Below are 15,914 nucleotides of genomic sequence, written 5' to 3'. Positions count from 1 at the left end.
CTGTAGCGGCCCTATCGCTGGCAAGCCAGCTCCCACAGGGATCGCATCAGGGCTGACAGGTGTTTGTCAGAAGATATGCAGCGCCTGTGAGAGCGAGCGCCGCCCGCGCGGCGCATCGCGAGCTGCGCTCGCTCCTACGTTTGTTTCGGGCCAATTATGCCTGTGGGATTTGTGCGCGAACACCTTGGCGCATACCTCAATATCGCGCCGTACAAACAAGGCGGTCGCGCGCACCCGGCACAGGGGTTACTGGCCCGAAACAAACGTAGGAGCGAGCGCAGCTCGCGATGCGCCGCGCGGGCGGCGCTCGATCTCACAGGCACTGAAGATACTGCGGCTACCCTTGCCAAAAACCATAGAATCTCCCACAGGTGGCCCACAATGTTCTGGTTTGTGGTGACCCTGTGGGAGCTGGCTTGCCAGCGATGGGGCCGGTGCAGGCTGATCAGCGCTGGCCCAGCACCGGGGTAGTCACCTGCACATCGGCATTTTGGGCACGGTGGCGCAGCAGGTGGTCCATCAGGGCAATGGCCATCATCGCTTCGGCGATCGGCGTGGCACGAATACCCACGCACGGGTCGTGGCGGCCCTTGGTGATCACCTCGACCGGGTTGCCATCCACGTCGATGGAACGCCCCGGGGTGGTGATGCTGGACGTCGGCTTCAGCGCCAGGTGGGCCACGATGGGCTGCCCCGAGGAAATGCCACCCAGAATGCCGCCGGCATTGTTGCTGAGGAAGCCCTCAGGGGTCAGCTCGTCACGGTGCTCGGTGCCCCGCTGGGCCACGCTGGCGAAACCGGCGCCGATTTCAACGCCCTTGACCGCGTTGATGCTCATCAGCGCGTGGGCCAGTTCGGCGTCGAGGCGGTCGAAAATCGGCTCGCCCAGGCCAGGCATCACGCCTTCGGCAACCACGGTGATCTTGGCGCCCACCGAATCCTGGTCACGGCGCAGTTGGTCCATGTACGCCTCCAGCTCCGGCACCTTGTCTGGGTCGGGGCTGAAGAAGGCATTCTGCTCCACCGATTCCCAGGTTTTGAACGGGATTTCGATCGGCCCCAGCTGGCTCATGTAGCCGCGCACGGTGATGCCCTGGCTGGCCAGGAACTTCTTGGCGATGGCACCGGCGGCCACGCGCATGGCGGTTTCGCGGGCCGAGCTGCGGCCGCCGCCGCGGTAATCGCGCAGGCCGTACTTGTGGTGGTAGGTGTAGTCGGCGTGGGCCGGGCGGAACAGGTCCTTGATAGCGGAGTAGTCCTTCGACTTCTGGTCGGTGTTGCGGATCAACAGCCCAATCGAGCAACCGGTGGTGCGCCCTTCGAATACGCCGGACAGAATCTCCACCTCGTCGGCTTCCTGGCGCTGAGTGGTGTGCCGGCTGGTGCCGGGCTTGCGCCGGTCCAGGTCGTGCTGCAGGTCGGCGAGGGAAATTTCCAGGCCCGGTGGGCACCCGTCGACAATGGCGACCAACGCCGGGCCGTGGCTTTCGCCAGCGGTGGTGACAGTGAACAGCTTGCCGTAGGTATTGCCGGACATGGACGCTCCGCGAGATCTGCCTGAAATGGACGAAAGCGGCAGTATACAGATGGTTTGATCGCCTGTGCTGGCCCTTTCGCGGGCACGCCCGCTCCCACAGATATCACCCTGTGGGAGCGGGCGTGCCCGCGAAGAGGCCAAACCTGCCAAGCCCCCCAGAACCTTCCCCAAAACATTGGGTCAAACCCACATCTCCCCATGTAGTACCGCATGATGTCGCGCCTTGTCGCCTTGTTCCTCTTGCTGTGCACCGGCCTGGCCCAGGCCGCCGCACCCACCGTGCTGCAACGCCCCATCGACCTCGACACCGGCCAGGGCGTGCTGCACGGCAGTTTGCTGCTCCCGCAGCAAGCCACACCGCCGCCGGTGGTGCTGATCATTGCCGGCTCTGGCCCTACCGACCGTGACGGCAACAACCCAGCCTCGGGCAGGGTCGACAACCTCAAGCGCCTGGCCCTGCTGCTGGCCAACGAACACATTGCCAGCGTGCGCTACGACAAGCGTGGCGTGGCTGCCAGCCAGCCTGCCGCACCCGATGAGCGGGACTTGAGCGTGGAGCGCTATGTGGCCGACGTGGTCGCCTGGAGCCACAAGCTCAAGGCCGACCCACGCTTTGGCCCGCTGATCCTGATCGGCCACAGTGAAGGTGCGCTGATTGCCAGCCTGGCCGCCGAACAGGCCGGGGCCAGCGCCGTGATTACCCTGGCCGGCAGCGGCCGGCCAATGGCCGACGTATTGCGCGAGCAGCTGGCCCAGCGCCTGCCGCCGGCGCAACTGGCCGGTGGCAGCGCCCTGCTCGACCGCCTGCAGGCCGGGCAAACCAGCCTGGACGTGCCTGCACCGCTGCGCCAGGTGTTCCGCCCTAGTGTGCAGCCCTACCTGATTACCCTGTTCCGGCAAAACCCCGCCGCCGCCTTCGCCCGCCTGCCGATGCCGGCGCTGATCGTGCAGGGGCGCAACGATGTGCAGGTGGACGTGGCCGACGCCGAACGGCTCAAGGCAGCCAAGCCGGATGCGCAGTTGGTGTTGATCGACGGCATGAACCATATGCTGCGTATCAGCCCCAAAGACATGAGCCAGCAACGCGACAGCTACCTCAACCCTGAGTTGCCCCTGGCCCGCGAACTGGGTGAGCGAATCGTGACCTTCATCCAGCATTTGCCTTCGGCCTGAGGCAACGGCCTCAGGTCTGCGGCCTGCCTGCCGATACAGCAGGCATAGCCGAGGACCAGCCCCGATGACCATTGCCCCCGCCGCCGCAGAGCCGGCCGAAGAGCCCCAGGACAACCCCGCCCAGCCCTGGGCCGACCTGCCGGTCGAACACTTCCAGCTATTGCGCCTGGCCGCGCTGCCCACCGACCGCAGCACCGGCGCCCGGCCGCTGCGCTTTGTGCAGTTCGGCTATGCCGAGCGCCATGACAAGGCCCACAGCCTGCTGCGCATGGAGATCCAGTTGCCTGGGCAGAAGGTACACAAGGTACAGAACCGCCTGGACATACGCGTGGACCATGCCGAACGCCGGGTGCGTATCGGCAACGCCCAGGGCTTGCAGCTGGAGCCGGTCAACCGCGGCATCGGCCGCTTCCTGCTGGCCCAGGCCGCGCAGTGGTTGCAGCGCAAATGGTCGCATTACCAGGTCGAGGGCATGCCCCTGCCGAACAAAGACGCGCTGAACGAAGACTCACGCCTGCGCCGTGACCACTGCCTGCGTGGTGTGGGCATCGAGGTGGAGTACGAAGACGCCCAGCATCTGAAGGGCCGCACGGTGGAAATGCCTGTGGGGCAGTTGAAAGCAGCCTGGAGCAATGAACGGCTGCAACGGGTGGCTATCCTTGATGCGGCCAGCTTGCTGCAGCATGCAGACCAGCAGTTGCAGGAAAAAGACGCACAGCTGCGCGAGCGTGATGAGCGGGTGGCCAAGTACCAGCGTGAAGATGGCGGGCTGCGCTTTACCATTACGTGCCTGGTGGCGTTTGCGGTGTTTCAGGCGGGGCTGCTGATCTGGATCGCAACCCGTTAAGACCGCGTTGCCCGCCCCCACATGGATCGGTGATATACCTGTGGGAGCGGGCGTGCCCGCGAATGGGCTGCAAAGCAGCCCCGTTCGGAATCAGACGCGGCCCTTGAACAGCTCCTGGTGCTGGCGGCACTGCTCAGCGGTCAGCATGAACACCCCATGCCCGCCGCGCTCGAACTCCAGCCAGGCAAAGTCCACCTCGGGGTACAGCGCCTCCACATGCACTTGGCTGTTGCCCACTTCGACAATCAGCAAGCCTTTTTCGGTGAGGTGGTCGGCCGCTTCGGCCAGCATGCGCCGCACCAGGTCCAGCCCATCATTGCCACAGGCCAGGCCCAGCTCCGGCTCGTGGTGGTACTCGGCCGGCATGTCGTCGAAGTCTTCGGCGTCGACATACGGCGGGTTGGACAGGATCAGGTCGAAGCGCTGCCCCGGCAAGCCGGCAAAACCGTCGCCCTGCACGGTGTACACACGGGCGTCCAGGCCATGGCGCTCGATGTTCTGGTTGGCCACTTCAAGGGCCTGGAACGACAGGTCGGCCAGCACCACTTCGGCCTCGGGGAACACGTCGGCGGCGACGATGCCGATGCAGCCCGAACCGGTGCACAGGTCCAGAATGCGTGCCGGCTCGTTGGCCAACCACGGCTCGAAGCGCTTTTCGATCAGCTCGCCAATGGGTGAGCGCGGCACCAGCACGCGCTCGTCGACAATGAACGACATGCCGCAGAACCAGGCCTCGCCCAACAGGTAGGCAGTTGGCACGCGCTCTTCGATACGGCGCTTGAGCAGGTGCTGCAGGCGCACCCGCTCGTCGTCTTCGAGCATGCAGTCCAGGTAGCTGTCGGCCACCTCCCATGGCAGGTGCACCGCACCCAGCACCAGCAGACGGGCTTCGTCCCAGGCATTGTCGGCACCATGGCCGAAGAACAGGTCATGCTCATGGAAGCGGCTGACTGCCCAGCGGATGTAGTCGCGCAGGGTGCGCAGGCGGGATGTGATCACGGGGTACTCCTAATTCAGAACGGACAAAAGTCTAACAGCCTGGGGCACAGATTTGTTCCATCGCAGCGTTGCCGGGCTAGTCACAGGCCAGTAACCATGCCACTTGCGTTGTCAACCATTCCCATTGGCGCCAATGCAGGGGAGAATAGGTGCACAAAAGCCCTACCAAGGAGCCCTTGATGTCCGTTCCAACCACGATGTTCCGCCTCACTGGCCGCGATTACCCGCCGGCCAAGCTGAGCCACGCCAGCCTGATCATCATCGATGCGCAAAAGGAGTACCTCAGTGGGCCCCTGCAGTTGTCGGGCATGGACGAGGCCGTGGCCAACATCGCCAGGTTGCTCGACGCCGCGCGCAAAAGCGGCCGTCCGATCATCCATGTTCGCCACCTGGGCACGGTGGGTGGCCGTTTCGACCCACAGGGGCCCGCTGGCCAGTTCATTCCAGGGCTGGAGCCGCTGGAGGGCGAAATCGTCATCGAAAAGCGCATGCCCAATGCCTTCAAGAACACCAAGCTGCACGAAACGCTGCAGGAGCTGGGGCACCTGGACCTGATCGTGTGCGGTTTCATGAGCCATTCCAGCGTCAGCACCACCGTGCGCCGCGCCAAAGACTATGGTTACCGGTGCACACTGGTAGAAGACGCTTCGGCGACCCGCGACCTGGCGTTCAAGGATGGGGTCATACCGGCCGCGCAGATTCACCAGTGCGAAATGGCCGTGATGGCCGACAACTTCGCTTGCGTGGCCCCAACCGCCAGCCTGATCTGAGGCCCTGGCACGACCGCCCGGCAGCCGGGCGGAACCCAAGGGGCGGCGGCAGGTCGAATTCCGGATATCCACAGAGGAGAGCGGAATGAAGCTCAAAGGCAGTTTCGACGCCAAGCGCCTGCGCCCGCGCCAACCGCGTAACTGGGGCGCCCGCCTGGCGGCCGGGCTGTCCGCCCTGCTGGCGACCCTGGGCGTACTGCTGGCCATGGCCGGCATCGCCGGCTTGCTCGGCAACTACCCTGCCCTGCAGGAACTCAACGCCAACAAGGCGTTGTCCAGCATCGTTACCGTGGCTGGTTTGCTGCTGCTGTGGCTGGGCGTGCGCTTGTGGCGGCGCAGCCGCATTCGCCTGCGGCGCGGGCGTGAGCTGAACCTGTCGCCGCACTTGATGAAGAAGCATGATTGAGGGTTTTGTATTGGCTGCATAAAGCCCCCACAGTCGCGTAAACTACGCCGCCCACGTGGAGGCACCATGCAAGACGACGATTTTTCCCTGTTCAAGGCCGAAGTGCGCGGCGTAAAGCCGATCCGCCACGACCGCGCCGAAGTCGGCAAGCCCAAGGCCGACCGCCAGCAGCTGGCCGGCCTGCGCCAGGCGGCGACCGTTCGCAGTGACAAGGCGCTGGTCATCGACGGTATGTCTGACCAGTTCGTGATCGACGTGGGCGCCGAAGACGAACTGATGTGGCGCCGCGACGGCGTGCAGGAAACCCAGCTGCGCAAGCTGAAACTGGGGCAGATCCCGTTCGAGGGCAGCCTCGACCTGCATGGCATGACCGTGGAGAAGGCCCGCGAAACCCTGTGGGCCTTCATCGCCGAAGCCACCAAGCTGGAAGTGCGCTGCGTGCGCGTGACCCATGGCAAGGCTGCGCGCCTGGACGGCAAGCGGCCGATGATCAAAAGCCACGTCAACACCTGGCTGCGCCAGCACCCGCAGGTGCTTGGCTTTGCCTCGTGCAGTGCCCGCCACGGCGGCACCGGTGCCGTGTATGTGATGCTCAAGCGAACCATGCTCGAAGGCCGCGACGAGTAACGCCGCGCTTGCAGCGCCGCGCGCGCCGCCGTAACCTTCGTTTTTGCGATTTTTTCCCAAGGTAGATCCATGTCCCTGGAACAGAACTACACCGAGATCCTCAGCCAGCTTGGCGAGGACGTCTCCCGCGAGGGCCTGCTCGACACGCCCAAGCGGGCTGCAAAGGCGATGAAGTACCTTTGCCGCGGTTATGAGCAAACACTGGAAGAAGTGACCAACAACGCGTTGTTCAGCTCTGACAACAGCGAAATGGTACTGGTCCGGGACATCGAGCTGTATTCGATGTGCGAACACCACATGCTGCCGTTCATCGGCAAGGCGCACGTGGCCTACCTGCCCAAAGGCAAGGTGCTGGGCCTGTCGAAGGTCGCGCGCATCGTCGACATGTTCGCCCGCCGCCTGCAAATTCAGGAAAACCTCAGCCGCCAGGTGGCCGAGGCCATCCTGCAGGTTACCGGTGCCGCCGGCGTGGCCGTGGTGATAGAAGCCAAGCACATGTGCATGATGATGCGCGGTGTGGAAAAACAGAACTCGACCATGATCACCTCGGTGATGCTGGGCGAATTCCGCGACAACGCCGCCACCCGCAGCGAGTTCCTCAGCCTGATCAAGTAATTGGCTGCAGACCCCGAGCCGACCCTTGCAGGTCGGCTTTTGCATTTCAGGAGTTGCCCATGATCGTCAAAGCCCTGCGGGTTGGCCTCGGCCAAGTCATCGTGTTTGCAGACTGGGTCAGCCGCCCGGCCAAGCGCAAGCGCGACGCCGCCGCCCAGGCCCGCGTCGACCAGGCGGCCAAGGGCCTGGCGCTGTACCAGTTCCATGCCTGCCCGTTCTGCGTCAAGACCCGCCGCACCCTTCACCGCCTGAACGTACCGGTGGCGCTGCGTGATGCCAAGAACGACTCGGCGCACCGCCAGGCCCTGCAAGAAGGTGGCGGCCGGGTGAAAGTGCCGTGCCTGCGCATTGAAGAAGCGGGCAAGGTGACCTGGATGTATGAGTCCAAGGCCATCATTGCCTACCTGGATGAGCGGTTTGCCTCGGCCTGACAGGTTTCAGCTTTCCTGTACTGGCCCTATCGCCGGCAAGCCAGCTCCCACAGGGATCGCCTTAGGGCTGACAGGTGTTTGCCACAAGGTATGGCAGCGCCTGTTAGAGCGAGCGCCGCCCGCGCGGCGCAATCGCGAGCTGCGCTCGCTCCTACGTTTGTTTCGGGCCAATTATTCCTGTGGGATTCGCGCGCGAACGCCTTGGTGCATGCCTCAATATCGCGCCGTACAAACAAGGCGGCCGCGCGCGCCTGTCACAGGCGTTACTGGCCCGAAACAAACGTAGGAGCGAGCGCAGCTCGCGATTGCGCCGCGCGGGCGGCGCTCGATCTCACAGGCGCTGAAGATGCTCCGGCTACCCTTGCCAGGAACCATAGAATCTCCCACACAACAATACCTAACATATTGATTGTGGGAGCTGGCTTGCCAGCGATGGGGCCGGTACAGGTTAGCGGTCAACCCACCATCGGCACATGCCCTGGGTGGCTGGCAACCCGCGCCAGCCAGGCGCGAACGGCAGGGTAATCGGCCAGGTCGAACCCGCCCTGATGGGCCACATGGGTGTAGGCATACAACGCCACATCGGCAATCGAATACTGCTCACCGACCAGGTACGGGGTCATCTGCAGCTGGCGTTCCATCACCTTCAAGGCCTTGTAGCCGCCCTTGTGCAGCTTTTTGTATTCCTCCATACGCTCATCTGGCAGCCCCAGGTAAAACTGGATGAAACGCGCCACGGCAATGTACGGCTCGTGGCTGTACTGCTCGAAGAACTGCCACTGCAACACCTGGGTGCGCAGGCGCGGCTCGCTGGGCAGGAATGTACTGCCATCGGCCAGGAAATTGAGAATGGCGTTGGACTCCCACAGGTAAGTGCCGTCTTCCAGCTCCAGCACCGGCACCTTGCCATTGGGGTTCATCGCCAGAAACGCCGGCGTTTCGGTCTCGCCCTTGAGAATGTCCACCGGGTGCCATTCGTACGGCCGGCCCAGCAGGCTCAACATCAACTTGACCTTGTAGCAGTTACCCGACTGGTAGTCGCCATAAACCTTGTACATCGCCCCTCCCTGCAAAGCAGTTTTGCAATTGCGCCCAATAGTTGGCGACTGTACGGCTAAAAGCAATGGCCGCTGTATGGCAAGGATCCACCTTGCTGGCTGTAGTCTGAAAAAACTGCTTACACCTTTACAAGGACTTTGTTCATGACCAATGCCACTTCCGCACGCCTGCGGCCCCTGGCAGACAGCGCCCCGTCGGCGGTGGTCGCCGGCTTCATCGCCATGCTCACCGGTTATACCAGCTCGCTGGTGCTGATGTTCCAGGCCGGCCAGGCGGCCGGGCTGACCACTGCGCAGATCTCGTCGTGGATTTGGGCGCTGTCGATTGGCATGGCGGTGTGCAGTATCGGCCTGTCATTGCGCTACCGCACCCCCATCACCATTGCCTGGTCCACCCCCGGCGCAGCGCTGCTGATCACCAGCCTGGGCGGGGTCAGCTACGGCGAGGCCATTGGCGCCTACATCACCTGTGCGGTGCTGGTGCTGGTGTGCGGGCTGACCGGCAGCTTCGAGCGCCTGGTCAAACGCATTCCGGCGTCGCTGGCTTCGGCGTTGCTGGCGGGCATCCTGTTCAAGATCGGCAGCGAAATTTTCGTGGCGGCGCAGCACCGTACCCTGCTGGTGTTGGGCATGTTCTTCAGCTACCTGCTGGTCAAGCGGCTGTCGCCGCGCTACTGCGTGCTGGCGGCCTTGCTGGTGGGTACCGCACTGTCGGGCGCGCTGGGCCTGCTGGACTTCAGCGGCTTCCACCTGGAAGTGGCCAAGCCGGTGTGGACCACGCCGAGCTTCTCGCTGGCCGCCACCATCAGCATCGGCATTCCGCTGTTCGTGGTGGCCATGACTTCGCAGAACATGCCTGGCGTGGCCGTGCTGCGCGCCGACGGGTACCAGGTACCGGCCTCGCCACTGATCTCGGCTACCGGTTTTGCCTCGCTGCTGCTGGCGCCGTTTGGCTCGCACGGGGTCAACCTGGCGGCGATCAGCGCGGCCATCTGCACTGGGCCGCATGCCCATGAAGACCCCAGCAAACGCTACACCGCAGCGGTGTGGTGCGGGATTTTCTACGGCATCGCCGGGGTGTTCGGGGCGACCCTGGCAGCGCTGTTTGCCGCGTTGCCGAAAGAGCTGGTGCTGTCGATTGCGGCGCTGGCGCTGTTTGGCTCGATCATGAACGGGCTGACGGTTGCCATGAGCGAAGCGCGCGAGCGTGAGGCGGCGGTGATTACCTTCATGGTGACGGCGTCGGGGCTGACCCTGTTCTCCATCGGGTCGGCGTTCTGGGGGATTGTGGCGGGGGTTTTGGCCTTGGTGATTCTTAACCCGCGCAAGGCCTGAAGGTCATTATTGCCTGTACCGGCCCTATCGCTGGCAAGCCAGCTCCCACGGAGTGGACTGCCCCCAATAAGTTGGACAGTTTCAGCTAGCAGCCCCTGCAGCATGAGCCCTGTATTTCACAGGGCTCATGCCATTGAGCTTTAGCTTGATGCGGTCATGGTTGTAGTAGTGGATGTACTCATCCAGACCGGCTTTCAGTTCTTCAACGCTCTTGAAGCGCTGCGGGTAGAAAAATTCGGACTTAAGCGTACCAAAAAAGCTCTCCATAGCCGCATTATCCAAGCAGTTTCCTTTACGTGACATGCTCTGCTTCACCCCTTGCTCGGCCAGCTTGTGGCGGTACTGCGAGTGTTGGTAGTGCCAGCCTTGATCCGAGTGGAGTACCAGTTTCGGCTTGTTTCCCAGGCGCTTGAAGGCCTTGCCCAGCATGTTGGTGACCAGCCCAAGGCATGGCCTGCTGGCCACTTCGTAGGCCACAATTTCGGCGTTGTACAAGTCCATCACGGGGGAGAGGTAGACTTTTTCCTGAGCCACTTTGAACTCGGTCACATCGGTCACCCACTTCTGATTCGGGCGCTGCGCGATAAAGTTTCGCTCCAGCAGGTTGGGCGCGATGGTGCCGACGACACCCTTGTACGACCGATATTTTTTCGGCCGCACGAGTGAGCGAAGATCAAGCTCGATCATCAAACGCTCCACCACTTTTTTGTTAACCAAGGTCCCGCCATTGCGGATCACGATCGCAACGCGCCGGTAACCGTAAAGCCCTTTTTCCTCGTGATAGACACGCTGAATCATCTGCTTCAGAGCAGCATGCTTATCAGGTTTGGCCTGCGCTTGAAGCTGGTAATAGAACGTACTGCGCGGCAGATCCGCCAACTCCAGAACAGCGGCCAAGGGAAACCTGTCCTTGAGCGCAGACACGATCAGGGTTTTTTGGGCTGCCTTCGCTCCTGCTTCTTCAACTCTTCCAGCTTTTTTAGGTAAGCGTTCTCCATGCGCAGCCATTCAAGCTCAGCCAGCAACTGGTCGCGGCTTTTATCGGTGTCATCAGAGGTTGTGGGTTTGATGGGGTAAGGCTTTTTCGACATGGCAGCAGGTTTTCTTCTCTTGGGAGCAGGCGAAGCCGGACTTCCACTGTAGTACTGCCGCGCCCAAATGCCTATCTGCGAAGACTGACCAAGACCGAAATGGGCGGCGGTCTGGCGCAAGGAAAGCTGATGCTTGTGCATGTACTCAAGGACTGAGCGCTTATAGGTCGCACTGTACCGCTGGCCTGGTTTACGCAGACTGAACTGGCCATGTTTCTGGAAGCTGGAGACCCAGCGCCGCAGCAGGCTGAAGTCCACTGCAAGTCGCTGGGCTACTTTTCGGAAACCTTCACCACCCTCCAGGTAGGCATGAACGGCGGTAAGCTTGAATTGGTCTGAGTACTTGCTCATATGGACACCCCAAGAAATTGGATTGGTGTCCAACTTCTTGGGGGCAGTCCAGGGATCGCATCAGGGCTGACAGGTGTTTGCCACAAGGTATGCAGCGCCTGTTAGAGCGAGCGCCGCCCGCGCGGCGCATCGCGAGCTGCGCTCGCTCCTACGTTTGTTTCGGGCCAATTATTCCTGTGGGATTTGCGCGCGAACGCCTTGGCGCATGCCTCAAAAAATCGCGTCGTACGAACAAAGCGGCCGCGCGCATCTGGCACAGGGGTTACTGGCCCGAAACAAACGTAGGAGCGAGCGCAGCTCGCGATGCGCCGCGCGGGCGGCGCTCGATCTAACATGCGCTGAAGATGCTACGGCGAGCACCTGGCAACCCTGATGCCATCGCCAGAAACCACCTGGGCTACAACCTGAAATGCCCCACCATCCCCTTCAGGTCGGTGCCCAACTGCGCCAGCTCCACACTTGACCGGGCATTGTCCTGCATGGCCAAGGCCGCCTGGTCGGCACTGCCGCGGATCTGTGTGACGCTGCGGCTGATCTCTTCGGCCACCGAGCTCTGCTGCTCGGCTGCCGCGGCGATCTGCTGGTTCATCTGCTGAATCAGCGACACTGCCGCGGCAATGCTGCCCAGCGCACTTTCGGTGTGCAACGCGTCAGCCACCGCCATACGCACCAGTTCGGCACTGCCGCGGATCTGCGCCACCGACTGCTGCGCATTGCCGCGCAAGCTGGCCACCAGGGTCTCGATCTGCTCGGTGGACTGGCGGGTACGCTTGGCCAAGGCCCGCACTTCGTCGGCCACCACGGCAAAACCGCGCCCCTGCTCACCGGCCCGGGCGGCTTCGATGGCGGCGTTCAGCGCCAGCAGATTGGTTTGCTCGGCCACGCTCTTGATCACTTCCAGCACATCGCCAATGGTATGGATTTCGGCACTGAGGCTGTCGATGCCGGCACTGGCGGTTTCCGCCGCGGCGGCCAGCTGTTCGATGCGCTGCATGCTCTGGCGCACCACCTGCTGGCCCGAGCCGACCTTGGCGTCTGCCGACTCGGCCGCCTGGGCTGCTTCTTCGGCGTTGCGCGCCACATCGTGCACGGTGGCGGTCATCTGTTGCATGGCGGTGGCGACCTGTTCGGTTTCCTCTTTCTGGCTGCCCACCTCACGGTTGGTCTGTTCGGTCACCGCCGACAGCGCCTGGGCACTGCCTGCCAGTTGCTCGATGCCCTGCTGCAAGCCACTGACAATACCGGCCAGCCCCGCGGCCATCTGCTGCATGGCCTGCATCAACTGCCCCACTTCGTCACGCCGCGGCGCCTGAGCATCGAACGCCAGCTCGCCCGCAGCAATGCGCTGGGCGCGGGCGATCACATGCTTGAGCGGGCCGACCACCGCGCGGGTAATCAACCAGGCCGCCAGCACGCCGGCCAACAGCGCCAGCACCGTGGCCAGGCCAATGGCCAGGGCATTGCGCTGCAGCTCGCCCTGCAGTGCCTGCTCCTGCGCCAGGTAGGCCTGGTCGACGCGCCCGGTGACCTGCTCGGCACTGGCCTGCAACTGGTCCTTCAACCCTTGTTCACGGGCCAACTCGTCGGTGTATTCGTTGAGCTTTTCCGAGAAGCTGCCGATGTGCCCCGCCACTTCGCCCAGCACGCTCTGGTAACCGGCATCGGCGATGGCGCCCTGCAGCTGGCCGACCAGGCTGGCCGCCTCGACGGTTTGGGCAATGCGCTCTTTACTGACACCCTCTTCGCCCTTGCGGCTTTGCTCCAGGCGCACCCGCGCTTCGTCCATGGCCTGCAGCATCAGCCGCGACACCTGTGCCACCTGCCCGGCTTGCTCGAGAAACTCGCCGCCCTGCTGGCCTTGGGACTGCTTGAGGGTGTACACGCCATCGTCGGCCAGGCCGGCCTGCAGCACATCCAGGTTATTGGCCACGCTGGACACCGACCAGCTGGCCATGTCCAGCGCCAGCTCCTTGGCCTGCACCGCCTGCACGAAGGCCTCGAATGCCTGGCCGTAGGCCGCCAGGTCGGACTCTGCCGCCGTCAGCGCCGGCAGGGTACTGGCGCGCTCGGCCAGGCCCTTGAGGCCGCTGCGCAGCGCCTCGGCCTGTTTCAGGTCGGAACGCAGGGCAAATGCCTGTTCGTGCTGGCGCAAGCGCAGCAGGTCGGTATTGAACTGGGCCAGCTGGCGCAAGCTGTCGAAGCGCTGGCCCACGCTGTATAACGCCGCAACACCAATGGCCGCGACCGCCAGCGTCAGCAGCAGCACCAGGGCAAAGCCCAGCCCCAGTTTACGGGCCATGCCCAGGTTGGCCAGCACACCATGCTTGCTCGCGCCCATTGCCCATTCCCCTTGTGCTTGCGAGGTTAACCCGAAGGCCAAGGTTGGCAACGTTGCCTGCTGCTGAACAAGGGCCTGACGTCAGAATAGTGTCAAATAGCTATGTCTTGTCGCTTTTAGCTGCGCTGAAGTCGGTTTCATCAGATCGCTGTCGCCCCACCGTCCACGGTCAGGCAATGGCCAGTGGTGAACGCCGCGCCGTCGCTGCACAAGTAAAGCACCGCACTGGCAATTTCCTCCACCTTGCCAATGCGCCCGACCGGGTGCATGGCCGCGGCGAATTCAGCCTTGCGCGGGTCGGCTTCATAGGCGCGGCGGAACATGTCGGTGTCGATCACCGCCGGGCACACCGCGTTCACGCGGATGCCCTTCTTGGCGTACTCGATGGCCGCCGACTTGGTCAGGCCGATGACCGCATGCTTGCTGGCACTGTAGATGCTCATCTTCGGCGCCGCGCCCAGCCCTGCCACCGAAGCGGTATTCACGATCACCCCGCCGCCCTGGGCCAGCAGCAACGGCAGCTGGTACTTCATGCACAACCACACCCCCTTCACGTTCACGCCCATGATGGCGTCGAACTCGGCCTCGCTGCCGTCGGCCAGGCGATGCTGCTCGATCTCGATACCGGCGTTGTTGAAGGCGTAGTCGAGCCGGCCATAGGCAGCTATCAGCTCGTCGTGCAACTGACGCACCGATGCGTCACGGGTTACGTCGCAGGCAATGAACAGCGCCTGCCCCCCCGCTGCCTGGACAAGCGCTACGGTGGCTTCACCGCCGACCGTGTCGCGGTCGGCCACTACCACCTTCAAACCCTGCTGGGCGAACGCCAGGGCGGTTGCCCGGCCAATGCCGGCCGCCGCGCCGGTAACCAGGGCTACCTGGCCAGAAAAGGTCATGCTCATCGCGCGCTCCTGTGACGGTATGGTGGGGTTCAGAGCATAGTCAGGCGTTGTCTGGCGGGGCAGCATCATCACATGAGCATTTGGGCTGCCATGCTTGTCAGTGATATTAAGGACCTGTATTCATCAACAGGGTAGATTGAAGCCCTGTTTCCCTCCACTGCCTACAAGGACCCCGTCATGAGCCAAACCAACCGCCGCTTCCTGCTCGCCAAACGCCCGGTGGGTGCCGTGCGCCGAGACGACTTCAGCTACGAGACCGTACCTGCCGAGCAACCCGGCGAAGGCCAGGTGCTGGTGCGCAACCTGTACCTGTCGCTGGACCCCGCCATGCGCGGCTGGATGAACGAAGGCAAGTCCTACATTCCGCCGGTGGCCCTGGGCCAGGTGATGCGCGCGCTGGGCGTGGGCGAGGTAGTGGCCTCCAACCACCCGGACTTCAACCCCGGCGACCATGTAAGCGGCGCGCTGGGCGTGCAGGACTACTTCACCGGCGAGCCCCAGGGCCTGCACAAAATCGACCCCAACCTGGCGCCGCTGCCACGCTACCTGTCGGCGCTGGGCATGACCGGCATGACCGCCTACTTCGCCCTGCTGGAAGTGGGCCAGCCCAAGGCTGGCGACACCGTGGTGATTTCCGGCGCGGCCGGCGCGGTGGGCAGCATTGTCGGGCAGATTGCCAAAGTGAAGGGTTGCCGCGTGGTGGGCATTGCTGGCGGCGCCGAGAAGTGCCAGTACCTGAAGGACGAACTGGGCTTTGACGGGGTGATCGACTACAAGGCCGAAGACGTGCTGGCCGGTTTGAAGCGCGAATGCCCGAAAGGCGTGGACGTGTACTTCGACAACGTGGGCGGCGAGATTCTGGACGCCGTGCTGACGCGCATCAACTTCAAGGCACGCATCGTGATTTGCGGCGCCATCAGCCAGTACAACAACAAGGAAGCGGTGAAGGGCCCGGCCAACTACCTGGCATTGCTGGTGAACCGCGCGCGCATGGAAGGCTTTGTGGTGATGGACCACACCAAGGAGTACGGCAAGGCCGCACAGGAAATTGCCGGGTGGCTGGCCAACGGGCAGGTGAAAAGCAAGGAAGATGTGGTGGAGGGGCTGGAGACCTTCCCAGAGACCTTGCTGAAGCTGTTCAACGGTGAGAATTTCGGCAAGTTGGTCCTGAAGGTTTAACCCTACCCGAATGCGCAGCCCCCGGAAGTTGCGGCCTGGCTTCACGCCGGGCTGCGCAGCACAGCCCCCCCTCATTCCCGCACGCTCAGCAGGCGCCCGTGGCCCTGCTGGCGCCGCGAATTGCAGCACCCTTCGGCGTACGGGATTCACAGGTTGACCTTGCCTGTCCGATACCTGCCGTATCCCTTCGTTGCCCCTTCATTTAGAATGGGTAAAGCCTGAGCAAGACATTGGATTACCATCACTTCAGGCCTG

The 15,914-nt window shown here is 63.2% G+C and carries 15 protein-coding genes; 9 read left to right on the top strand and 6 right to left on the bottom strand.

Features of this window, described 5'->3' with window-relative positions:
- Nucleotides 1-445: 445 nt before the first annotated feature.
- Complete coding sequence (gene aroC / locus FPB55_RS06710) at nucleotides 446-1,537, bottom strand: chorismate synthase (protein ID WP_029887408.1); 1,092 nt, start codon at nucleotides 1,535-1,537, stop codon at nucleotides 446-448.
- Nucleotides 1,538-1,747: 210 nt separating this feature from the next.
- On the opposite strand from aroC, the gene FPB55_RS06705 reads away from it, so the two are divergent.
- Together FPB55_RS06705 and FPB55_RS06700 are read left to right on the top strand one after the other, a co-directional pair.
- Nucleotides 1,748-2,710, top strand: a complete 963-nt coding sequence (locus FPB55_RS06705) for an alpha/beta hydrolase (RefSeq protein WP_054890590.1) — start codon at nucleotides 1,748-1,750, stop codon at nucleotides 2,708-2,710.
- A gap of 64 nt (nucleotides 2,711-2,774) precedes the next feature.
- On the top strand, nucleotides 2,775-3,557 hold the full coding sequence (locus FPB55_RS06700) for a hypothetical protein (protein WP_144187843.1): 783 nt from the start codon (nucleotides 2,775-2,777) through the stop codon (nucleotides 3,555-3,557).
- Between the two features lie 90 nt (nucleotides 3,558-3,647).
- On the opposite strand, the gene prmB is transcribed toward FPB55_RS06700, so the two are convergent.
- Nucleotides 3,648-4,556, bottom strand: coding sequence for a 50S ribosomal protein L3 N(5)-glutamine methyltransferase (gene prmB / locus FPB55_RS06695; RefSeq protein ID WP_009683238.1), 909 nt, complete (start codon nucleotides 4,554-4,556; stop codon nucleotides 3,648-3,650).
- A gap of 179 nt (nucleotides 4,557-4,735) precedes the next feature.
- On the opposite strand from prmB, the gene FPB55_RS06690 reads away from it, so the two are divergent.
- The 5 genes from FPB55_RS06690 to FPB55_RS06670 all read left to right on the top strand — a co-directional run bounded on the left by FPB55_RS06690 (nucleotide 4,736) and on the right by FPB55_RS06670 (nucleotide 7,405).
- Complete coding sequence (locus FPB55_RS06690) at nucleotides 4,736-5,326, top strand: cysteine hydrolase family protein (protein WP_009683237.1); 591 nt, start codon at nucleotides 4,736-4,738, stop codon at nucleotides 5,324-5,326.
- Nucleotides 5,327-5,411: 85 nt separating this feature from the next.
- On the top strand, nucleotides 5,412-5,732 hold the full coding sequence (locus tag FPB55_RS06685) for a hypothetical protein (RefSeq protein ID WP_009683236.1): 321 nt from the start codon (nucleotides 5,412-5,414) through the stop codon (nucleotides 5,730-5,732).
- A gap of 66 nt (nucleotides 5,733-5,798) precedes the next feature.
- The gene (locus FPB55_RS06680; RefSeq protein ID WP_009683235.1) at nucleotides 5,799-6,359 is read left to right on the top strand and encodes a Smr/MutS family protein; all 561 of its coding nucleotides are present in this window, start codon (nucleotides 5,799-5,801) and stop codon (nucleotides 6,357-6,359) included.
- Nucleotides 6,360-6,428: 69 nt separating this feature from the next.
- A complete protein-coding gene (folE, locus tag FPB55_RS06675) occupies nucleotides 6,429-6,974 on the top strand; it encodes a GTP cyclohydrolase I FolE (RefSeq protein WP_009683234.1) in 546 nt (181 codons plus the stop codon).
- Between the two features lie 59 nt (nucleotides 6,975-7,033).
- Nucleotides 7,034-7,405, top strand: a complete 372-nt coding sequence (locus tag FPB55_RS06670) for a glutaredoxin (RefSeq protein WP_125855607.1) — start codon at nucleotides 7,034-7,036, stop codon at nucleotides 7,403-7,405.
- 455 nt (nucleotides 7,406-7,860) lie between these two features.
- On the opposite strand, the gene FPB55_RS06665 is transcribed toward FPB55_RS06670, so the two are convergent.
- Complete coding sequence (locus tag FPB55_RS06665; RefSeq protein WP_054890623.1) at nucleotides 7,861-8,463, bottom strand: glutathione S-transferase family protein; 603 nt, start codon at nucleotides 8,461-8,463, stop codon at nucleotides 7,861-7,863.
- A gap of 144 nt (nucleotides 8,464-8,607) precedes the next feature.
- Here FPB55_RS06665 and FPB55_RS06660 point away from each other — a divergent pair, with 144 nt between their 5' ends.
- Nucleotides 8,608-9,798 carry a benzoate/H(+) symporter BenE family transporter gene (locus FPB55_RS06660; RefSeq protein ID WP_029887246.1) on the top strand — a complete coding sequence of 397 codons (1,191 nt, stop codon included), beginning with the start codon at nucleotides 8,608-8,610 and terminating at the stop codon, nucleotides 9,796-9,798.
- An 81-nt stretch (nucleotides 9,799-9,879) separates the two neighbouring features.
- On the opposite strand, the gene FPB55_RS06655 is transcribed toward FPB55_RS06660, so the two are convergent.
- From FPB55_RS06655 to FPB55_RS06645, 3 genes are all read right to left on the bottom strand, one after another.
- Nucleotides 9,880-11,240, bottom strand: a protein-coding gene (locus tag FPB55_RS06655) for an IS3 family transposase (protein WP_225786126.1) whose coding sequence is annotated in 2 segments (ribosomal slippage) — nucleotides 9,880-10,772 and nucleotides 10,772-11,240 — 1,362 coding nt in all. Because the reading frame shifts where the segments join, the coding sequence is not laid out codon by codon here.
- A 397-nt stretch (nucleotides 11,241-11,637) separates the two neighbouring features.
- The gene (locus FPB55_RS06650; RefSeq protein WP_009685944.1) at nucleotides 11,638-13,578 is read right to left on the bottom strand and encodes a methyl-accepting chemotaxis protein; all 1,941 of its coding nucleotides are present in this window, start codon (nucleotides 13,576-13,578) and stop codon (nucleotides 11,638-11,640) included.
- 140 nt (nucleotides 13,579-13,718) lie between these two features.
- Nucleotides 13,719-14,480, bottom strand: a complete 762-nt coding sequence (locus FPB55_RS06645; RefSeq protein WP_144187841.1) for an SDR family oxidoreductase — start codon at nucleotides 14,478-14,480, stop codon at nucleotides 13,719-13,721.
- Between the two features lie 177 nt (nucleotides 14,481-14,657).
- Between FPB55_RS06645 and FPB55_RS06640 the strand changes: the two genes are divergently transcribed.
- Complete coding sequence (locus tag FPB55_RS06640) at nucleotides 14,658-15,659, top strand: NADP-dependent oxidoreductase (RefSeq protein ID WP_144187839.1); 1,002 nt, start codon at nucleotides 14,658-14,660, stop codon at nucleotides 15,657-15,659.
- Nucleotides 15,660-15,914: the final 255 nt, after the last annotated feature.

Origin of the sequence: Pseudomonas sp. BJP69 (genome assembly GCF_007633355.1) — a bacterium.
Taxonomy (GTDB): Bacteria; Pseudomonadota; Gammaproteobacteria; order Pseudomonadales; family Pseudomonadaceae; genus Aquipseudomonas; species Aquipseudomonas juntendi.
Note: the sequence above shows the minus strand (reverse complement) of the source record. Positions and strands in the feature narration are given on the sequence as shown.

What these genes read in the sequence shown, in the direction of transcription:
- aroC (WP_029887408.1), bottom strand. Translation starts at nt 1,537, where the DNA reads ATGTCCGGCAATACCTACGGCAAGCTGTTCACTGTCACCACCGCTGGC.
- FPB55_RS06705 (WP_054890590.1), top strand. Translation starts at nt 1,748, where the DNA reads ATGATGTCGCGCCTTGTCGCCTTGTTCCTCTTGCTGTGCACCGGCCTG.
- FPB55_RS06700 (WP_144187843.1), top strand. Translation starts at nt 2,775, where the DNA reads ATGACCATTGCCCCCGCCGCCGCAGAGCCGGCCGAAGAGCCCCAGGAC.
- FPB55_RS06690 (WP_009683237.1), top strand. Translation starts at nt 4,736, where the DNA reads ATGTCCGTTCCAACCACGATGTTCCGCCTCACTGGCCGCGATTACCCG.
- FPB55_RS06685 (WP_009683236.1), top strand. Translation starts at nt 5,412, where the DNA reads ATGAAGCTCAAAGGCAGTTTCGACGCCAAGCGCCTGCGCCCGCGCCAA.
- FPB55_RS06680 (WP_009683235.1), top strand. Translation starts at nt 5,799, where the DNA reads ATGCAAGACGACGATTTTTCCCTGTTCAAGGCCGAAGTGCGCGGCGTA.
- folE (WP_009683234.1), top strand. Translation starts at nt 6,429, where the DNA reads ATGTCCCTGGAACAGAACTACACCGAGATCCTCAGCCAGCTTGGCGAG.
- FPB55_RS06670 (WP_125855607.1), top strand. Translation starts at nt 7,034, where the DNA reads ATGATCGTCAAAGCCCTGCGGGTTGGCCTCGGCCAAGTCATCGTGTTT.
- FPB55_RS06665 (WP_054890623.1), bottom strand. Translation starts at nt 8,463, where the DNA reads ATGTACAAGGTTTATGGCGACTACCAGTCGGGTAACTGCTACAAGGTC.
- FPB55_RS06660 (WP_029887246.1), top strand. Translation starts at nt 8,608, where the DNA reads ATGACCAATGCCACTTCCGCACGCCTGCGGCCCCTGGCAGACAGCGCC.
- FPB55_RS06650 (WP_009685944.1), bottom strand. Translation starts at nt 13,578, where the DNA reads ATGGGCGCGAGCAAGCATGGTGTGCTGGCCAACCTGGGCATGGCCCGT.
- FPB55_RS06645 (WP_144187841.1), bottom strand. Translation starts at nt 14,480, where the DNA reads ATGAGCATGACCTTTTCTGGCCAGGTAGCCCTGGTTACCGGCGCGGCG.
- FPB55_RS06640 (WP_144187839.1), top strand. Translation starts at nt 14,658, where the DNA reads ATGAGCCAAACCAACCGCCGCTTCCTGCTCGCCAAACGCCCGGTGGGT.